General features: G+C 72.8%; 15 protein-coding genes. 9 read left to right on the forward strand and 6 right to left on the reverse strand.

Annotation, left to right across the window (positions count from 1 at the left end; translation table 11 throughout):
- Positions 1-153: 153 nt before the first annotated feature.
- Complete coding sequence (locus ACZ60W_RS11930) at positions 154-1,545, reverse strand: tetratricopeptide repeat protein (RefSeq protein WP_469755205.1); 1,392 nt, start codon at positions 1,543-1,545, stop codon at positions 154-156.
- A gap of 99 nt (positions 1,546-1,644) precedes the next feature.
- Here ACZ60W_RS11930 and ACZ60W_RS11935 point away from each other — a divergent pair, with 99 nt between their 5' ends.
- A complete protein-coding gene (locus tag ACZ60W_RS11935; RefSeq protein WP_469755206.1) occupies positions 1,645-3,012 on the forward strand; it encodes an FAD-binding oxidoreductase in 1,368 nt (455 codons plus the stop codon).
- A 67-nt stretch (positions 3,013-3,079) separates the two neighbouring features.
- On the opposite strand, the gene ACZ60W_RS11940 is transcribed toward ACZ60W_RS11935, so the two are convergent.
- Positions 3,080-3,571, reverse strand: coding sequence for an SsgA family sporulation/cell division regulator (locus ACZ60W_RS11940; protein WP_469755207.1), 492 nt, complete (start codon positions 3,569-3,571; stop codon positions 3,080-3,082).
- A gap of 299 nt (positions 3,572-3,870) precedes the next feature.
- Here ACZ60W_RS11940 and ACZ60W_RS11945 point away from each other — a divergent pair, with 299 nt between their 5' ends.
- The gene (locus tag ACZ60W_RS11945; protein ID WP_469755208.1) at positions 3,871-5,409 is read left to right on the forward strand and encodes an RDD family protein; all 1,539 of its coding nucleotides are present in this window, start codon (positions 3,871-3,873) and stop codon (positions 5,407-5,409) included.
- A 195-nt stretch (positions 5,410-5,604) separates the two neighbouring features.
- Positions 5,605-6,384, forward strand: a complete 780-nt coding sequence (locus ACZ60W_RS11950) for an RDD family protein (protein WP_469755209.1) — start codon at positions 5,605-5,607, stop codon at positions 6,382-6,384.
- 31 nt (positions 6,385-6,415) lie between these two features.
- On the opposite strand, the gene ACZ60W_RS11955 is transcribed toward ACZ60W_RS11950, so the two are convergent.
- Positions 6,416-6,691: a hypothetical protein gene (locus tag ACZ60W_RS11955; RefSeq protein ID WP_469755210.1), complete on the reverse strand. Its 276-nt coding sequence runs from the start codon at positions 6,689-6,691 to the stop codon at positions 6,416-6,418.
- 330 nt (positions 6,692-7,021) lie between these two features.
- Here ACZ60W_RS11955 and ACZ60W_RS11960 point away from each other — a divergent pair, with 330 nt between their 5' ends.
- Positions 7,022-9,430: an immune inhibitor A domain-containing protein gene (locus tag ACZ60W_RS11960; protein WP_469755211.1), complete on the forward strand. Its 2,409-nt coding sequence runs from the start codon at positions 7,022-7,024 to the stop codon at positions 9,428-9,430.
- A 122-nt stretch (positions 9,431-9,552) separates the two neighbouring features.
- On the forward strand, positions 9,553-9,876 hold the full coding sequence (locus ACZ60W_RS11965; RefSeq protein WP_366304940.1) for a hypothetical protein: 324 nt from the start codon (positions 9,553-9,555) through the stop codon (positions 9,874-9,876).
- Between the two features lie 10 nt (positions 9,877-9,886).
- On the opposite strand, the gene ACZ60W_RS11970 is transcribed toward ACZ60W_RS11965, so the two are convergent.
- A complete protein-coding gene (locus tag ACZ60W_RS11970; RefSeq protein WP_469755212.1) occupies positions 9,887-10,486 on the reverse strand; it encodes an isochorismatase family protein in 600 nt (199 codons plus the stop codon).
- A 118-nt stretch (positions 10,487-10,604) separates the two neighbouring features.
- Complete coding sequence (locus ACZ60W_RS11975) at positions 10,605-11,933, reverse strand: nicotinate phosphoribosyltransferase (RefSeq protein ID WP_469755213.1); 1,329 nt, start codon at positions 11,931-11,933, stop codon at positions 10,605-10,607.
- Between the two features lie 112 nt (positions 11,934-12,045).
- Here ACZ60W_RS11975 and clpS point away from each other — a divergent pair, with 112 nt between their 5' ends.
- From clpS to ACZ60W_RS11995, 4 genes are all read left to right on the forward strand, one after another.
- Positions 12,046-12,351, forward strand: coding sequence for an ATP-dependent Clp protease adapter ClpS (gene clpS, locus ACZ60W_RS11980; RefSeq protein ID WP_469755214.1), 306 nt, complete (start codon positions 12,046-12,048; stop codon positions 12,349-12,351).
- The gene (locus tag ACZ60W_RS11985; RefSeq protein ID WP_469755215.1) at positions 12,351-12,935 is read left to right on the forward strand and encodes a DUF2017 domain-containing protein; all 585 of its coding nucleotides are present in this window, start codon (positions 12,351-12,353) and stop codon (positions 12,933-12,935) included. Before clpS ends, ACZ60W_RS11985 begins: the two co-directional genes overlap by 1 nt.
- A 321-nt stretch (positions 12,936-13,256) precedes the next feature.
- The gene (locus ACZ60W_RS11990) at positions 13,257-14,693 is read left to right on the forward strand and encodes an amino acid permease (RefSeq protein WP_469755216.1); all 1,437 of its coding nucleotides are present in this window, start codon (positions 13,257-13,259) and stop codon (positions 14,691-14,693) included.
- Between the two features lie 76 nt (positions 14,694-14,769).
- Entirely contained in the window at positions 14,770-15,195 is a 426-nt protein-coding gene (locus ACZ60W_RS11995) for a M67 family metallopeptidase (RefSeq protein WP_469755217.1), read from the forward strand.
- Here the strand turns inward: ACZ60W_RS11995 and ACZ60W_RS12000 are convergent.
- A complete protein-coding gene (locus tag ACZ60W_RS12000) occupies positions 15,186-16,139 on the reverse strand; it encodes a GlxA family transcriptional regulator (protein ID WP_469755218.1) in 954 nt (317 codons plus the stop codon). The genes ACZ60W_RS11995 and ACZ60W_RS12000 overlap by 10 nt on opposite strands.
- Positions 16,140-16,167 lie beyond the last annotated feature (28 nt).

Consider the following 16,167-nt stretch of genomic DNA (forward strand, 5'->3'; position numbering starts at 1 on the left):
GGCGAAGCCGCTCCGGCCCCGGCCCGGGCGAGCGCCCGCACGGAAGCCCGGCCCGGGCGCGGGCCCGCACGGAAGTCCGGCCCGGGTGCGGGCCCACACGGGGGCGATCCGGTCCAGGCCCTCACGGGGGTGGGGCCTGGGCCGGAGGGGTCGTCAGGCGGGGGGCGGTTCGGGCGCGGCGCCCGGGCGGAGTTCCGCGGGGACGTCGGGGGACGGCTCGCCGAGGGACGCGAGGGAGCGCGCCGCGAGAGGGGCGTGGAGCGGGGAGAACGAGGGGTGGAGGCGGAGCGCCTCGGCGAGGTGCCGCCGCGCGGGCGCGGTCAGCCCGAGCGCGCGTTCGATCTCGGCGCGGTGGTAGGCGAAGAGGGCGCTGCGCAGCCCTTCCTCGGTGGCGATCCGGGCGTAGCCGAGGGCTTCCTTGGAGAGGCCGGAGCGGTGGAGGGCCCAGCCGAGCGCGTCGGCGGCGTGGACGGAGCGGTGGCCGCGGGCCCATTCGGCGCGCATGCGGACGGCGGCGGCGGCCGGGTCGCCGTGGTCGGCGTCGAGGAGTCCGAGGGTGACCTCGGCCCCGGTCCAGGTGCCGGACCGCAGACGGTCGTAGAGCGCGCGGGCGTCGGCGTCGCGCCCGAGGGACTCGTAGAGCTCGCCGGCCTCCAGGAGGTAGGCGGGCAGCGGCTGCCGGGCGAGGGCGTCCCGCCAGTCGCGCAGCGCCTCGTCGCCGCGGCCGAGGGCGGCCAGGGCGCGGGCGCGGCCCGCGAGGGAGGGGCCGTGGCCGGGGGTGAGCCGCAGGGAGGCCGCGTACCGGGACAGGGCTTCCGCGGGTTCGCCCCGCTGCCAGGCGAGCTCACCGAGGCGGGCGAGCGAGACGGCCTTCTCGGTGTCGGTGCCGGACAGCGCGGCGGCGTCGAGCGCGGCGGCGTCGGCGTCCTCGCGCCAGCCGCGGTCGCGGTGGACGTCCGCGGCCCGTCCCCGGACGGACGCGCCCGCGTGGAGCCCCTCCAGGGTCTCCAGGGCCGTGCGCGCGGCCTTGTAGTCGCCGAGGCCGTTGTAGGCGTCGATCAGCACCGGGTAGGCGGGCCAGCGCCGCGGGGCGGCCTTCCGGACCCGCTCGCCCCACTCCTTGGCGGTCCTCCAGTCGCCGCGCGCCCCCGCGAGCGCGGCGAGTCCCAGCTGGGCGTCGAGGTTGCCGCGGGCGGCGGGGCGTGCGGCGAGGGAACGCCGCAGGGCCTGTTCGGCGCGCGGGAAGTCGCGTGCGTCGCCGACCCGGCTGCCGCGTTCCGTGTACGCCGCGCCGAGCCGTGCCCAGGAGGCGTCGTCGTCGGGGTGGCCGCGCAGCCACTTCTCCCGGTCGGTGATCAGCGCGGCCAGGTCGGGCAGGGTGGCCGGCGCGCCCGCGTGGGCGGCGATGGCGGCCCGCTCGGCGGGTCCGGGCGGAGGCGGCGGCCCCTGGCCGACCAGCTCCGGCAGGTACAGCAGCGCCGTCGCCGCGAGCACCGCGCCCGCGCCGGCGGCGAGGACCGTCCTCGACACGTTCTGGGTCTTCATGGCGCTCACTGTGCGCCCGTACGGACCTGTTCGAAGAGCGCGCGAAGCGCCCGCCCCGGCGGGTTCACACCGATGGCCCCGGGTGCCAGGCTGGGACGTATGGACGATCTCCTGACGCGGCTGCGCGCCGGTCTCCCCGACGAGGCGCTGCTCACCGACCCGGACGTGACGGCCTCCTACGCCCGCGACATGGCGAGCTTCTGCGCGGCCGGGGCGCCCGCGGTGGTCGTGCTGCCGCGCACCGTCGAGCAGGTGCGGCACGTCATGCGCACCGCGACCGAACTCCGGGTGCCCGTCGTGCCGCAGGGCGCCCGCACCGGCCTGTCGGGGGGAGCCAACGCCTCCGACGGCTGCATCGTGCTCTCCCTGGTGAAGATGGACCGCATCCTGGAGATCAACCCGGTGGACCGGATCGCCGTGGTCGAACCGGGCGTCGTCAACGCGGTGTTGTCCCGGGCCGTCGCCGAGCACGGGCTGTACTACCCGCCGGACCCGTCGAGCTGGGAGACGTGCACCATCGGCGGGAACATCGGCACCGCCTCCGGCGGTCTCTGCTGCGTGAAGTACGGGGTGACGGCCGAGTACGTCCTGGGCCTCGACGTCGTCCTCGCCGACGGCCGGCTCCTGACCACCGGGCGCCGGACGGCCAAGGGAGTCGCGGGGTACGACCTGACCAGGCTGTTCGTCGGTTCGGAGGGAAGCCTCGGCATCGTGGTGGGGGCGGTCCTCGCGCTCCGGCCGCAGCCTCCGGAACAGCTGGCGCTGGCCGCCGAGTTCCCCTCCGCGGCCGCCGCCTGCGCGGCTGTCTGCGCGATCATGGAGCGCGGCCATACGCCGTCGCTGCTCGAACTGATGGACCGCACCACGGTCCAGGCCGTCAACAGGATGGCGCGCATGGGGCTGCCGGACACGACCGAGGCACTGCTCCTGTGCGCGTTCGACACCCCGGACCCGGCCGCCGATCTGGCCGCCGTGGCGGAGCTGTGCACGGCGGCGGGCGCCACCGAGGTCGTCCCGGCGGCGGACGGGGCGGAGTCCGCGCTCCTCCTCCAGGCGCGCCGGCTCTCGCTGACCGCGCTGGAGACGATCAAGTCCGCGACGATGATCGACGACGTGTGCGTGCCGCGGACCCGGCTGGCCGAGATGCTCGACGGCACGGCGGCCGTCGCGGAGAAGTACGGCCTGACCATCGGCGTGTGCGCGCACGCGGGCGACGGCAACACCCACCCGGTCGTCTGCTTCGACCACACCGACGAGGACGAGTCGCGGCGGGCGCGGGAGTCCTTCGACGAGATCATGGCGCTCGGGCTCGCCCTCGGCGGCACGATCACGGGCGAGCACGGCGTGGGCGTCCTGAAGAAGGAGTGGCTGGCGCGGGAGCTGGGGCCGGTCGGTCTGGAGCTCCAGCGCGGCATCAAGGCGACCTTCGACCCGCTGGGACTCCTCAACCCCGGAAAGCTCTTCTGAGTGCGGTGCGGGCGCCGGGGAGCCGTCCCCGGGCGTTCCGCGACCCGCCGGCCGAGCGGCGGGCGGGTCACCGGTCGCCGTCCTGGGACTCGTCCGACGGCCACGGGTCGCGCAGCCACAGCTCGTCGGCGATCACGGTGGCCGCCAGCAGTTCGGCCAGGCCCTCGTCGATGCCGAGCCGCTCGGACTCGGTGCCCGGCGGGACGGCGCGCAGGGTGCGCTCCAGCCAGGCCGACACCTGCGCGGAGGGGGCTTCGAGCAGGGCGTCGCCGTCGGGGGAGGAGAGCGCCATCAGGATGACGGCGCGCCCGTCGACCTTGGTGGGCCAGATGCGGACGTCGCCGTGGCCGCCTGCCCGGAAGACGCCCTCGACGAGCAGTTCGCGCGCGAAGGTCCAGTGGACCGGGTGGTCCGTGCCGACGTGGAAGGTGATGTGGACGGCGTAGGGGTCGTCGGTGCGGTAGCCGAGCCGGGCGGGCACGGGGACGGCGCGCTCGGGCGAGAGCACCAGCTTCAGCTCCAGCTCGCGCTCGACGGTGGTGTTGTCGGTGTTCTGCATGGTCGTGCTCCCTGTCGCGGTCGGGCCCCGGGCGGGCCGTCACAGGGAGAGAGCGGGGTGCGCGGGATTCATGACGCGACTTCGGGGAAGTTTTTTCGGGAATTTCCCTCCGGGCCGGATGTCCCGCCCCGAACATCACGGGGAGTGATCGATTCCGTTACGCGTCCCTCGAAGGCGGCCTTTCTCGCGGGCTCTTTCTTCCCTCGGCGACGTTCTTCGTTACTGTCCTCCTTGGGCGCGGCACGCCCGGCGTGCGGCCGTGCGGATCAAGGGCGTTGTGACTGAACGGAGTCGGGGCAGTGGCTACTCCTCCCGGAGGCGGCGAAGAGGTACCGCAGGCGGGCTACTACCCGGACCCGTCCATCCCCGGATACATCCGGTACTGGAACGGAGGGGCCTGGGTCCCCGGCACGAGCCGGCCCGCCCCCGCGGAGGGTGAGGTTCCGCCCCATCCGCCCGCCGGCGCCGTCCCGGCCGGCCCGATCCTCGCCTCCGGACCGACCCCCACCCCCGTGCCCGCGCAGGGCCGGCACTCCGCGGAACCGGCCCAGGCGCCGCACCCCGTGGCCCCCGCGCAGACCCCGCACCCGGCGACGCCCGCGCAGGCCCTGCACCCCGCGACGCCCGTGCGGGCCCTGCACCCCGAGCCCGTGCGGCCCGTGGAGCCCGCCGCCCCGCGCCCGGCGGAGCCCGTACCGCCGGTGACGTCCGTACCGGCCCAGCACACGCCCGCCGCGGACCGGCCGCAGCCCCGGGCCGCCGCTCCGGCGCCCGTCCCCACGGTGGAGGAGACGGGGCCCGTCTTCTTCGACGAGGAGCCCGCCGCCCCCGAGCCCGCCTCGGCCTGGCAGGCGGACACCGCGCGCCAGACCGGCTTCGGCGGCGACCGCGACCGGAAGGTCTCCTGGGGCGCGCCCCAGGCCGCCGACCCGCGCACACCGGCGGAGTGGCCGGTCGCGGGCGGCGCCGAACCCGCGGCCGATCCGCCGCCGTCCGCGCCGGCCAGGGCGGCGGACCCCCGGGCCACCGGCGGGGCCGCGCGCCTCGGCGGGATGCCGGTCACGCCGATCCCCACGCCCGCCCCGGCGCCCCGGCCGGAGCCCCGGCCGGAGCCGCCGCGCCGCCCTGAGCCGCAGCGCCGGCCTCCGGCGCAGCACCAGCCGTCGCCCCAGCCCGCCCCGGCACAGGCAGCGCCCGCCCCGGCACAGGCGGCGCCCGCCCCCGCCCCGGCGGCGGCCGCTCCGGCCCCCGCGCCCTCCTGGGCCCAGCAGTCCGCCGCGCAGGAGCAGCAGCCGGTCGTCCCGTGGAAGCCGCCGGTCGAGGACGTGTTCCAGCAGGCGGCCCGGGCCCAGGCGTCCGCGCGCCCCGCCGGTCTCGGCAGGCGCCTGCTCGCGCGCCTGGTCGACACGCTCGTGCTCGGCGCGCTGGCCGGTGCGGCCGCCTTCCCCTTCGTGAGCGCCGCCCTCGACCACATCGACGGGAAGATCGAGGCGGCCCGGCAGTCCGGCGTCACCGTCCAGGTCTGGCTGGTGGACTCGACGACCTCCGTCCAGTTCGGCATCGCGCTGGCCGCGCTGCTGGTCATCGGCGTCCTGTACGAGGCGCTGCCGACCGCCCGGTGGGGCCGCACCCTGGGCAAGAAGCTGTGCGGGATCGAGGTGCGCGACATCGAGGCGCACCAGCCGCCGACGTTCGGCAAGTCGCTGCGCCGCTGGCTCGTCTACAGCGTCCTGGGACTCCTGGTCCTCGGGGTCCTCAACGTGCTGTGGTGCCTCTTCGACCGTCCGTGGCGCCAGTGCTGGCACGACAAGGCGGCCGGCACCTTCGTCGCCCGCTAGGGCGTGTCCCGCCGGTCCCGCCGGTCCCGCGCGGTCTGGCGCCGCGGCTCTTCGGCCATGGCGGGCCTGGGGAGACCCCGGACACCGGACCCCGCTCCCTGATCCGGCCTGATCGACAAGACACCCCCCAGGGGCCGTCCCCCGAACGGGCGGCGATCTTTTGCGGGGTGCCCGCGCCCGGGATGCACTGCCCCCATGAGCACCGACCAGCCGCCGTCCGGCCAGCCGCCCGAGGAGGACCCGTTCCTCAAGAGGCCGCAGGAGCCCTCGCAGCCCTCTGGCGGCCAGCCGCCGCCCGGCGGGCCGCCCCCGTCCGGGCCGCCGGAAGGCCCTCCGCCGGAAGGCCCTCCGCCGGGTGGGCCGCCGCCCGGTGGTCCGCCGCCGGGCGGTCCCCCGCCGGGGAGCCCGTACGGGTCGCCGTACGGCGACATGCCGCCGCCCCCGCCGCCGTACGGGAGTCCCTACGGCGGCGGTTACGGCGGGGCCGATCCGCTGGCCGGGATGCCCCCGCTGGCCGAGTCGGGGCGCCGCATCCTCGCGCGGCTGGTCGACTGGCTGATCGTCGCGATCCCGCTGGCGATCATCGGCATCCCGTTCGACATCTACGAGCGGGCCACCCGGGACGGCAACGACTTCGGGGACACGGTCAACAGCTTCAACGGCGGCAGCCAGCTGGTCTTCCAGCTCATCACGATCGTCGCGTTCGTCGCGTACGACACGGTGATGGTGGCCAAGAACGGCCAGACGCTGGGCAAGAAGTGGCTGAAGCTGCGGGTCGCCATGCTCAACGACGGCGCGACGCCCCCGATGAGCCAGTCACTGCTGCGGGCCGTCGTCCTGTGGCTGCCCGCGCTGATCTGCTGCGCCTGCCTGTGGCCGCTGCTCCTGCTGATCCTGATCCTGGTCGACAAGCCCTACAAGCAGGGTCTGCACGACAAGGCGGCGAAGACGGTGGTGGTCTCCGTCCCGCGGTGACGGACGGATCCGTACGATCGCGGACGAGACGTCACGAACCGATCCGGGTCTCGGTCCCCGCGCCCACGCGCGCGGCCGGCACCCGGATCGTCTCGTTCCCGGACGGCGGGGGAGCGGCGGCGGTCTTGACGGCGCCCGCCCGCGCGGGCATCGTCACGGCCACGAGAACTCCGAGCAGCAGCCCGGCGGCGCAGATCACCGAGACGCCGAGGGTCGTCGTCGTGCGGGAGAGCAGCAGCAGGGCGACGGTCGTGAGCACGACGGTGGCCGAACCGTAGGCGAGCTGTGCGGCGTTCGGACGCTGCATGACGGGTACCGCCCTCTCGGGACATCGGTTCGACTCTACGACGGTGGATGCCCGAGCGGGGTGGGAAGTAAGCGTGACCTTACCCACGGTGTCGGTGCACGGGGGGCGCACGGGGTCACGAGTTGCCCAATTCTCGGCCGGGATGCGCCTGCCGAGTGTCCGGATACCGGAATTCGGCTCCCACATAGTGCACTTGGTCTGTGCAAGTCAAGATCTGTCTTTTCTCGTCTCCCTCCGGTCGAATGTCGTCACTTGTGACGCGCGACCCCGCCGGACGGACACCCCACCACTCGGTCCGAGGGCGGCGGACGCCGGGGAGGAACACATCAAGTGACCAACAGACGACGGGCGATCAGAGCGTCCGCAGTCGTCGTGGCGCTCGCGGCCACCGCCGCCACCGCCTCGACCTTCACCACCGCCTGGGCCGACAACCACGGAAGCGTGGAGCCGGCCGGCATCCAGACCGTCGACAAGACGACGGTCGACCACGACCTCGAAGGTCCCTTCAGCGAGCAGCAGGACCAGCAGCGCAAGGCTGCCCTGGAGCAGGTGCTCAACGGCGAGGCCAAGGTCGAGAAGCGCGGCGGCTCTCAGGTCGTCAAGCTCGGCAGCAAGAAGTACGTCGAGCTCGGCCGCGAGAAGACCGACAAGATCTTCACGATCCTCGTCGAGTTCGGCGACCAGGTGGACACCACCACCCTGGTCGACCGCAAGGACGACGACACGACCGACCTCAAGCCGAAGTACGGCGGCCAGCCCGGTCCTCTGCACAACGCGATAGCCAAGCCGGACCGCAAGAACGACAACTCCACGGCCTGGCAGGCGGACTACAACCAGAAGCACTTCCAGGACCTGTACTTCGGCACCGGCAAGGACGCCAAGGGACAGCCCAAGCAGTCGCTGAAGACCTACTACGAGAAGACGTCGTCCGGCCGGTACTCGGTCGACGGCACCGTCTCCGACTGGGTCAAGGTTCCGTACAACGAGGCCCGTTACGGCTCGAACTGGTGCGGCCAGACCAACTGCTCCAACGTCTGGGACACGGTCCGCGACGGCCTGAACGCCTGGGTCGCCGACCAGAAGGCCAAGGGCAAGACCGACGCCCAGATCAAGGCCGCGCTGGCTTCCTACGACCAGTGGGACCGGTACGACTTCGACGGCGACGGCAACTTCAACGAGCCCGACGGCTACATCGACCACTTCCAGATCGTCCACGCGGGCGAGGACGAGTCGGCCGGTGGCGGCGCCGAGGGCACGGACGCCCTGTGGGCCCACCGCTGGTACGCCTACGGCACCAACGCGGGCAAGACCGGCCCGGCCAACAACAAGGCCGGCGGCACCCCGATCGGTGACACCGGCATCTGGGTCGGCGACTACACGATGCAGCCGGAGAACGGCGGCCTCGGCGTCTTCGCGCACGAGTACGGCCACGACCTCGGTCTGCCGGACCACTACGACACCGCGGGCGGCGAGAACTCCACCGGGTTCTGGACCCTCATGTCCTCCGGCTCCTGGCTGGGCCAGGGCAAGGACGCCATCGGCGACCTGCCCGGCGACATGACCGCGTGGGACAAGCTCCAGCTCGGCTGGCTGAACTACGCCAAGGTCGGCGACTGGCAGCGCGGCACCAAGACCACCCACAAGCTGGGCGTCTCGGAGTACAACACGAAGAACCCGCAGGCGCTCCTCGTCGAGCTGCCGAAGAAGGGCGTCACCACCGACATCGTCGCTCCCGCCGAGGGCGCGACGCAGTGGTGGAGCAACATGGGTGACGACCTCAAGAACACCCTCACCCGTGACGTCGACCTGACGGGCAAGACGTCGGCCTCCCTGGAGCTCCAGGGCTGGTACGACATCGAGGCCGAGTACGACTACCTCTACACCGAGGTGTCGACGGACGGCGGCGCCAACTGGACCGCCGTGGACGGCACCGCCGACGGCGTGGCGCTCCCGCGCGACGCGGCCGGCTCCCCGGCCCTGACGGACGTCTCCGGCGCCCACAAGAAGCTCGTCTACGACCTGAACGCGTACGCGGGCAAGAAGTTCCAGCTCCGCTTCCGCTACCAGACGGACGGCGGCGCGGGCGGCAAGGGCTTCACCGCCGACGCCATCACCCTGACCGCCGACGGTGCCGCCGTCTTCTCGGACAACGCCGAGAACGGTGACAACGGCTGGGTCGCCAAGGGCTTCTCGCGGGTCGGCAAGGGCTTCACGAAGGAGTACGAGCAGTACTACATCGCGGAGAACCGCCAGTACGTCTCGTACGACGCCACCCTCAAGGTCGGCCCCTACAACTTCGGTTGGACGGGTGACAAGGCCGGCTGGGTCGAGCACTACGCGTACCAGAACGGCCTGCTGATCTGGAAGTGGGACCTGTCCCAGAAGGACAACAACACCTCCCAGCACCCGGGCAAGGGTCTGATCCTCCCGATCGACTCGCACCCGACGCCGCTGAAGTGGTCGGACGGCACCCTGATGCGCAACCGCGTCCAGGCGTACGACTCGCCGTTCACGATCGCCCGCACGGAGGGCTTCCAGCTGCACAAGGCCGGCGTCGCCACCTGGGTCCCGTCCCAGGCCGGCAACCCGACCTTCGACGACCGCAAGGGCGTCTACTGGTTCGCCGAGACCCCGCGCGCCGGTGTCCAGGTAACTGACACCAACACCAAGATCCAGGTCGTCAAGGAGCCGAAGGATGGCCAGACGATCACGGTTCAGGTGGGTCCGTCCACGAAGTAACCGGTAAAACCGCAGGTCAAAGCATGATCGGCCGTCGCCCTCTAGCGGGCGGCGGCCGATCGTGTTTAGGTGCCTCTGACGCTTTTCTTATTGACATCTGATCCACGGGGGAGTGGTTCCGCATGCCCAACGGAGGGTTCTGCAAGCTGCCGGGCGGCAGCGTGGTCGTCGCGATAGGGCTGCCCAGCCCGGCCCGCGACGGTGCCACGGTCCGCTTCCTGGTGCACGCCGCCAACCGAGCCCGCGCCCTGACCCGGCTGCGGAACCTCGGCCTGCGCGCCGTCTACCTCCGCGGGAACAGCGAGCCGCCGACCCCGGACGAGATCACGGCCGTCCTGCACCACCCCGACGGCCTGCTCTGGAGATCCACCCCGGGCGCCGCCCAGGAGCTCTGGCACCCCGTGCGCTCCCTCCCGAGGGAGCCCGCCGCGGAGCCCGCAGCCTAGGCCGTCCGCGCTACGCGACCACCGGCTTGCCGGTGAGCTCCACGCCCGCCGCCCGGAGCTCCTCCAGGGCCCGGTCGGTGGTCGCGGCCGCCACGCCCGCCGTGAGGTCGAGCAGCACATGGGTGCGGAAGCCCTCGCGGGCCGCGTCCAGGGCCGTCGCCCGGACGCAGTGGTCGGTGGCGATCCCGACCACGTCGACCTCGGTGACGTCGCGGGCGCGCAGCCACTCCGCGAGCGTCTCGCCGTTCTCGTCGCGCCCCTCGAAGCCGCTGTACGCGGCGGAGTAGGCGCCCTTGTCGAAGACGGCGTCGATCGCCCCGCTGGCGACGGCCGGAGCGAAGTTCGGGTGGAAGCCGACCCCCTCCGTGCCGGCCACGCAGTGCACCGGCCAGGAGGACACGTAGTCCGGGTCCTCGCCGGCCGGGGCGAAGTGCGCCCCCGGGTCGACGTGGTGGTCGCGGGTGGCGACGACGTGCCGGTAGGAGGTGCCCGCCGTCTGGCCGACCAGGTCGGTGATGGCCGCGGCGACGTCCGCCCCGCCCGTCACCGCGAGGCTGCCGCCCTCGCAGAAGTCGTTCTGAACGTCCACAACGATCAATGCGCGGTGCATGGCGGGTGTCCTTAGGGCGTCGGAGGGGGTGGGTCCCGAGCCTAGAGACTTCCCCCTCCCGGCGGGAGGGGGCGTCCCCGGGGACTCGCGGGCCCGCTGGTCGGAGGGCCGGGTCCGGTCAGACGTACTCGGTCGGGAGGACCGGCTCGCCCCGGGAGAGCTGCATCGCCGACATCGGGAGCCCGGCGCGGGCCGCGATGTGCCGGGCCCGGGCGGCCTCCAGCGGCTCCCGGGCCACCACGTCGCCGCCCTTCACCAGCTCCACCAGGAGCTGGTGGCCGGCGAGCTCCGGCGGGACCGGTCCGGTGCCCACGACCTCGGCCTCGGCGACCCCGGTCGCGTCGGGCCGGCGGGCCGCCCACTTGCGGCCGCCGACGGACGCCTTGCCGCCCAGCGACTTCTTGGCCACCGGGACGAGCGGCGCCCGGGTGTCGGCCGAGTCGGCCCGCGCCACCAGCTTGTAGACCATCGAGCAGGTCGGGTGGCCGCTGCCGGTGACCAGCTGCGTCCCCACCCCGTACGCGTCGACCGGGGCCGCCGCGAGCGAGGCGATGGCGTACTCGTCGAGGTCCGAGGTGACCACGATCCGGGTGTCCCGGGCGCCCAGCTCGTCGAGCTGCGCCCGCACCCGGTGGGCGACGAGCAGCAGGTCGCCGGAGTCGATCCGGACCGCTCCCAGCTCGGGTCCGGCCACCTCGACGGCGGTCCGGACGGCCTCGGCGACGTCGTAGGTGTCGACGAGCAGGGTGGTGCCGCGTCCCAGCGAGTCGACCTGGGCCCGGAAGGCGTCCCGCTCGCTGTCGTGGAGCAGGGTGAAGGCGTGGGCGGAGGTGCCGACGGTCGGGATGCCGTAGCGGAACCCGGCCGCGAGGTCCGAGGTGGAGTCGAAGCCGCCGACGTAGGCGGCGCGGGAGGCGGCGACGGCCGCGAGTTCGTGGGTGCGCCGGGCGCCCATCTCGATCAGGCGCCGCCCGCCGGCGGCGGCCGACATGCGGGAGGCCGCGGCGGCGATGGCCGAGTCGTGGTTGAGGATGGAGAGGATCACCGTCTCCAGGAGCACGCACTCGGCGAAGGAGCCCTCGACGCGCAGCACGGGCGAGCCGGGGAAGTACACCTCGCCCTCGGGGTACCCCCAGATGTCGCCGGAGAAGCGGTAGCCGGCCAGCCAGGCGAGGGTCGGCTCGTCGACGATGCCGTGCTCGCGCAGGAAGCCCAGCACGGCGGGGTCGAAGCGGAAGTTCTCGACGGCGTCCAGGACGCGTCCGACTCCCGCGAGGACTCCGTAGCGCCGCCCCTCGGGCAGCCGCCGGGTGAAGACCTCGAAGACGGAGCGCCGGTCGGCGGTGCCGGCCCGCAGGGCCGCCTGGAGCATGGTCAGCTCGTACTGATCGGTGAAGAGCGCGGTCGACGGCACGTCCACCGGCAGCCCAAGGTCCGCAGCGTTCATGTCAGCGATGCTAGCGCAGAAATCGTCAGAGTGACGATTTCTATCGCCGTCCGTGTGCCGCGGGCGCGCCCCGTTTGTGCGACGGGCCCCCAGGGGTGACAACATGGGGTGAGTGAGCGTCGCGCCTATTGAGATCGAACGTACGGAATCCGCCGAGGAGGTCTCCGCGGTCACCGAACCCGACGTGCCGTGGGTGACCCTCGTGCACAACGATCCGGTCAACCTGATGAGCTACGTGGAGTACGTCTTCCAGTCGTACTTCGGCTACTCCAAGGACAAGGCGCACAAACTGATGCTCGACGTGCACCACAAGGGCCGCGCGGTGGTCTCCAGCGGCACCCGTGAGGAGATGGAACGCGACGTGCAGGCGATGCACGGCTACGGCCTCTGGGCGACCCTCACCCAGGACCGCTTCTGATGGCCGGCCACTTCGAGGCGCTGCCCGGCGGCGGCGCGGCCGTCGCGCTCGACGAGGTCGAGATCTCCATCCTCCGCTCCCTCGCCGTGCAGCTCATGGAGCTGATCGGGCCGGGTGACGAGCCCGCGGCCGACGAGGACCCGCTGGCCGCGCTCTTCTCCGAGGGCCCGAGCGAGCCGCCGTCCGACCCGGCCCTGCGGCGCCTCTTCCCCGACGCGTACGGGGACGACAGCGAGGAGCTGCGGGCGGCCGCCTCCGACTTCCGCCGCTACACCGAGAACGACCTGCGCACCCGCAAGCGCGAGGACGCCCTCGCGGTGGTCCGCGCCCTGGACGGCCTCTCGGCCGAGGCGGCGGGCGAGGGCGGGGCGGTCCTGAAGCTGACCGCGGACGAGTCCCGGGCCTGGCTCGGCGCGCTCAACGACCTCCGGCTGACCATCGGGACCCGTCTGGAGGTCACGGACGACGAGGAGAGCGAGCAGCTGTACCGGCTGCCGGACTCCGACCCGCGCAAGCCGATGGTGATGGCCTACCTCTGGCTGGGGGCCCTGCAGGAGTCGCTCGTCGGCACCCTCCTGCCGTAGCCGGTCCTCCCGGCGGCGGGGTGTTCGCTCAGCGGACGCTCAAATCCGGATAACGAATGCGTTATCAGACCGTCCACCCCGCACTCTTGTGTCCCTTTCCTTCCCTTTTCCCTGTGGCGTGCGCCACACGGATCTCCGTCGATCGCCCCGCGCCCCGTGATAAATCTTCACGACCGCTCGGGGACGCCACCCCTGTTCCCGAGGGCGCTCGTACCGGCTGACCGCCGGTGGCACTCCATCCACATCCGGGGGGATCAGGAACTGGTCCGCGGCAGACGCACTCGCAGTCGCGCGGATCGGCATGGAGAAAGGCGCACCACCATGACCTCTGTGCAGGTCGACAAGCAGCACGACGGCGACGAGGCCGCGGAATCCGCACCCGGTGAGGGCTATCACCGGGCACTCGGCGCCCGCCAGATCCAGATGATCGCCATCGGCGGCGCCATCGGGACCGGCCTCTTCCTCGGCGCCGGCAAGGGCATCTCCATCGCGGGACCGAGCCTGATCCTCGCCTACGCCCTCGCGGGCGTCGTCATCTTCTTCATCATGCGGGCGCTCGGCGAGCTCCTCATGTACCGCCCGGTCTCGGGCTCCTTCTCCGAGTACGCCCGTGAGTTCATCGGCCCCTTCGCGGGCTTCGCGACCGGCTGGACGTACTGGCTCTTCTGGGTCGTCACCGGCATCACCGAGGTCACCGCCGCGGCCACCTACATGACGTACTGGTGGGACATCCCGCAGTGGCTGTCCGCCCTCGTCTTCACCGTGATCCTCTACGGCGCCAACCTGATCTCCGTGAAGCTCTTCGGTGAGCTGGAGTTCTGGTTCTCCATGGTCAAGGTCACCGCGATCGTCGGCATGATCCTGATCTGCGCCGGCATCCTGACCCTCGGCTTCTCCGACGCCGGCGACACCGCCTCCGTCACCCACCTGTGGGACCTCGGCGGCTTCTTCGCCGGCGAGGACGGCATCTTCTCGACGCTGATGACCCTCCAGATGGTCATGTTCGCCTTCCTCGCCGTCGAGCTGGTCGGCGTCACCGCGGGCGAGTCGAAGGACCCGAAGACGGTCCTGCCGAAGGCCATCAACACCGTGCCGTGGCGCATCGCCGTCTTCTACGTCGGCGCGCTGATCATGATCCTCTCGGTCGTCCCGTGGACCGAGTTCAAGCCGGGCGTCTCCCCGTTCGTCGCCGCCTTCGAGAAGATGGGCCTCGGCATCGGCGCCGCCATCGTCAACTTCGTCGTCCTGACGGCCGCCCTGTCCTCCTGCAACTCGGGCATGTACTCCACCGGCCGGATGCTGCGCGACCTGGCGCTCAACGGCCAGGGCCCGAAGGTCTTCACCCGGCTGACCGCGTCCGGCACCCCGCTCGTCGGCACCACGGTCTCCGCCGCGCTGATGACGGTCGGCGTCTGGATCAACTACCAGTGGCCCGGCGAGGCGTTCAACTACGTCGTCTCCTTCGCCACCATCTCCGGCATGTGGGCCTGGATCGTCATCCTGGTCTGCCAGATCCGCTACCGCCGCAAGGCCGACCGCGGCGAGCTGCCCCAGTCCTCCTTCAAGGCGCCCGGCGGCATCTGGTTCAGCGTCTTCTCGCTGGCCTTCATCGGCATGGTCATCGTCACGATGGCCATGGACGAGGGCAACCGCGTCGCGCTGTACGGCGCCCCGGTCTGGGGCCTGCTCCTCGCCGTCTCCTACCTGGTCCTCAAGGCCCGCAACCCCCAAGGCGCGGCCTTCGCCAAGCGGTCCTGATCCAGGACCGTCCGGCATGCGGGCCGTCCCGTACCACTCCTCGGTACGGGGCGGCCCGTCTGCTTATCCTGTCGGCATGCTGACCATCACCCGGGCCCTGTACGACCAGATCGTGGACCACTCCCGCGAGGACCACCCCGACGAGGCCTGCGGCGTGGTCGCGGGCCCGGCCGGCAGCGGCCGCCCCGAACGGTTCATCCCGATGCTGAACGCCGCCCGCTCGCCCACGTTCTACGAGTTCGACTCCGCGGACCTGCTCAAGCTCTACCGCGACATGGACGACCGGGACGAGGAGCCCGTGATCGTCTACCACTCGCACACCGCCACCGAGGCCTACCCGTCCCGTACGGACATCTCGTACGCGAACGAGCCGCAGGCCCACTACGTCCTCGTCTCCACCGCCGACGCCGACGGCGCCGGCCCCTTCCAGTTCCGCTCCTTCACCATCGTCGAGGGCGTCGTGACCGAGGAAGAGGTCCGGATCGTCGAGTCCTACGCGTAGGGGACCTCCGCCGCCGTCGTGCGGAACCTCGCCAGATAGGCGGAGGGCGTCACCCCGAAGTGCCGGGCGAACGCCCTCCGCAACGTCTCGTCGCTGCCCAGCCCGCTGCGCGCCGCCGCGCCCGTCACGCTCGCCCCGCCCTCCAGGAGCATCCGGGCCGCCTCCACCCGCACCCGCTCCACGTACCCCGCCGGCGTCGCCCCCGTCTGCTCCCGGAACAGCCGGGCCAGATGCCGGGCGCTCACCCCGGCCCGCCGCGCGAGCACCGGGGCGCTGTGGTCCGCCGCCGGATCGGCGGCCACCGCGTCCAGCAGCGGACGGACCACCGGATGCGCCGTCGGGGGAGTCCGCGAGGCCGCCGAGAACTGCGACTGCCCGCCCGGCCGCTGCAGGAACACCACCAGGTCCCGGGCGACCGCGCGGGCCGCCTCCGGTCCCCGGTCCTCCTCCACCAGCGCCAGACACAGGTCGATCCCGGCCGTCACGCCCGCCGAGCTCCACACCCCTCCGTCCCGCACGTGGATCGCGTCCGGGTCCACCTCGGCCGCGGGGTACCGGCGGGCCAGCTCCGCCGCGTGCTCCCAGTGCGTCGTCGCCCGCCGCCCGTCCAGCAGCCCCGCCGCCCCCAGCGCGAACGCCCCCGTGCAGACCGAGGCCACCCGCCCCGAGCGGGCCGCCAGACCCGCCACGACCGGGGCCACCGCCACGCACCGCTCCACGTCCACCGCCCCGGGCACGATCAGGGTGTCCGCGCCGGTCACCGCCCCCACCGCGAGGTCGGCGCCGATCCGCAGCCCGGCCGAGGTCCGCACGTCCCGCCCGTCGGGCGAGCACACCACCACCTCGTAGCCCGACCCCGCCGTGGCGAAGACCTCCAGGGGCGCGGAGACGTCCAGGAGCCGGACGCCGTCGAACGCGGCCACCACCACCGTGTGCACCGTCATGTGTCCGATTCTGTGGGATGCCCGTCCG

The sequence above is a fragment of the Streptomyces sp. NPDC104202 genome (genome assembly GCF_055584185.1).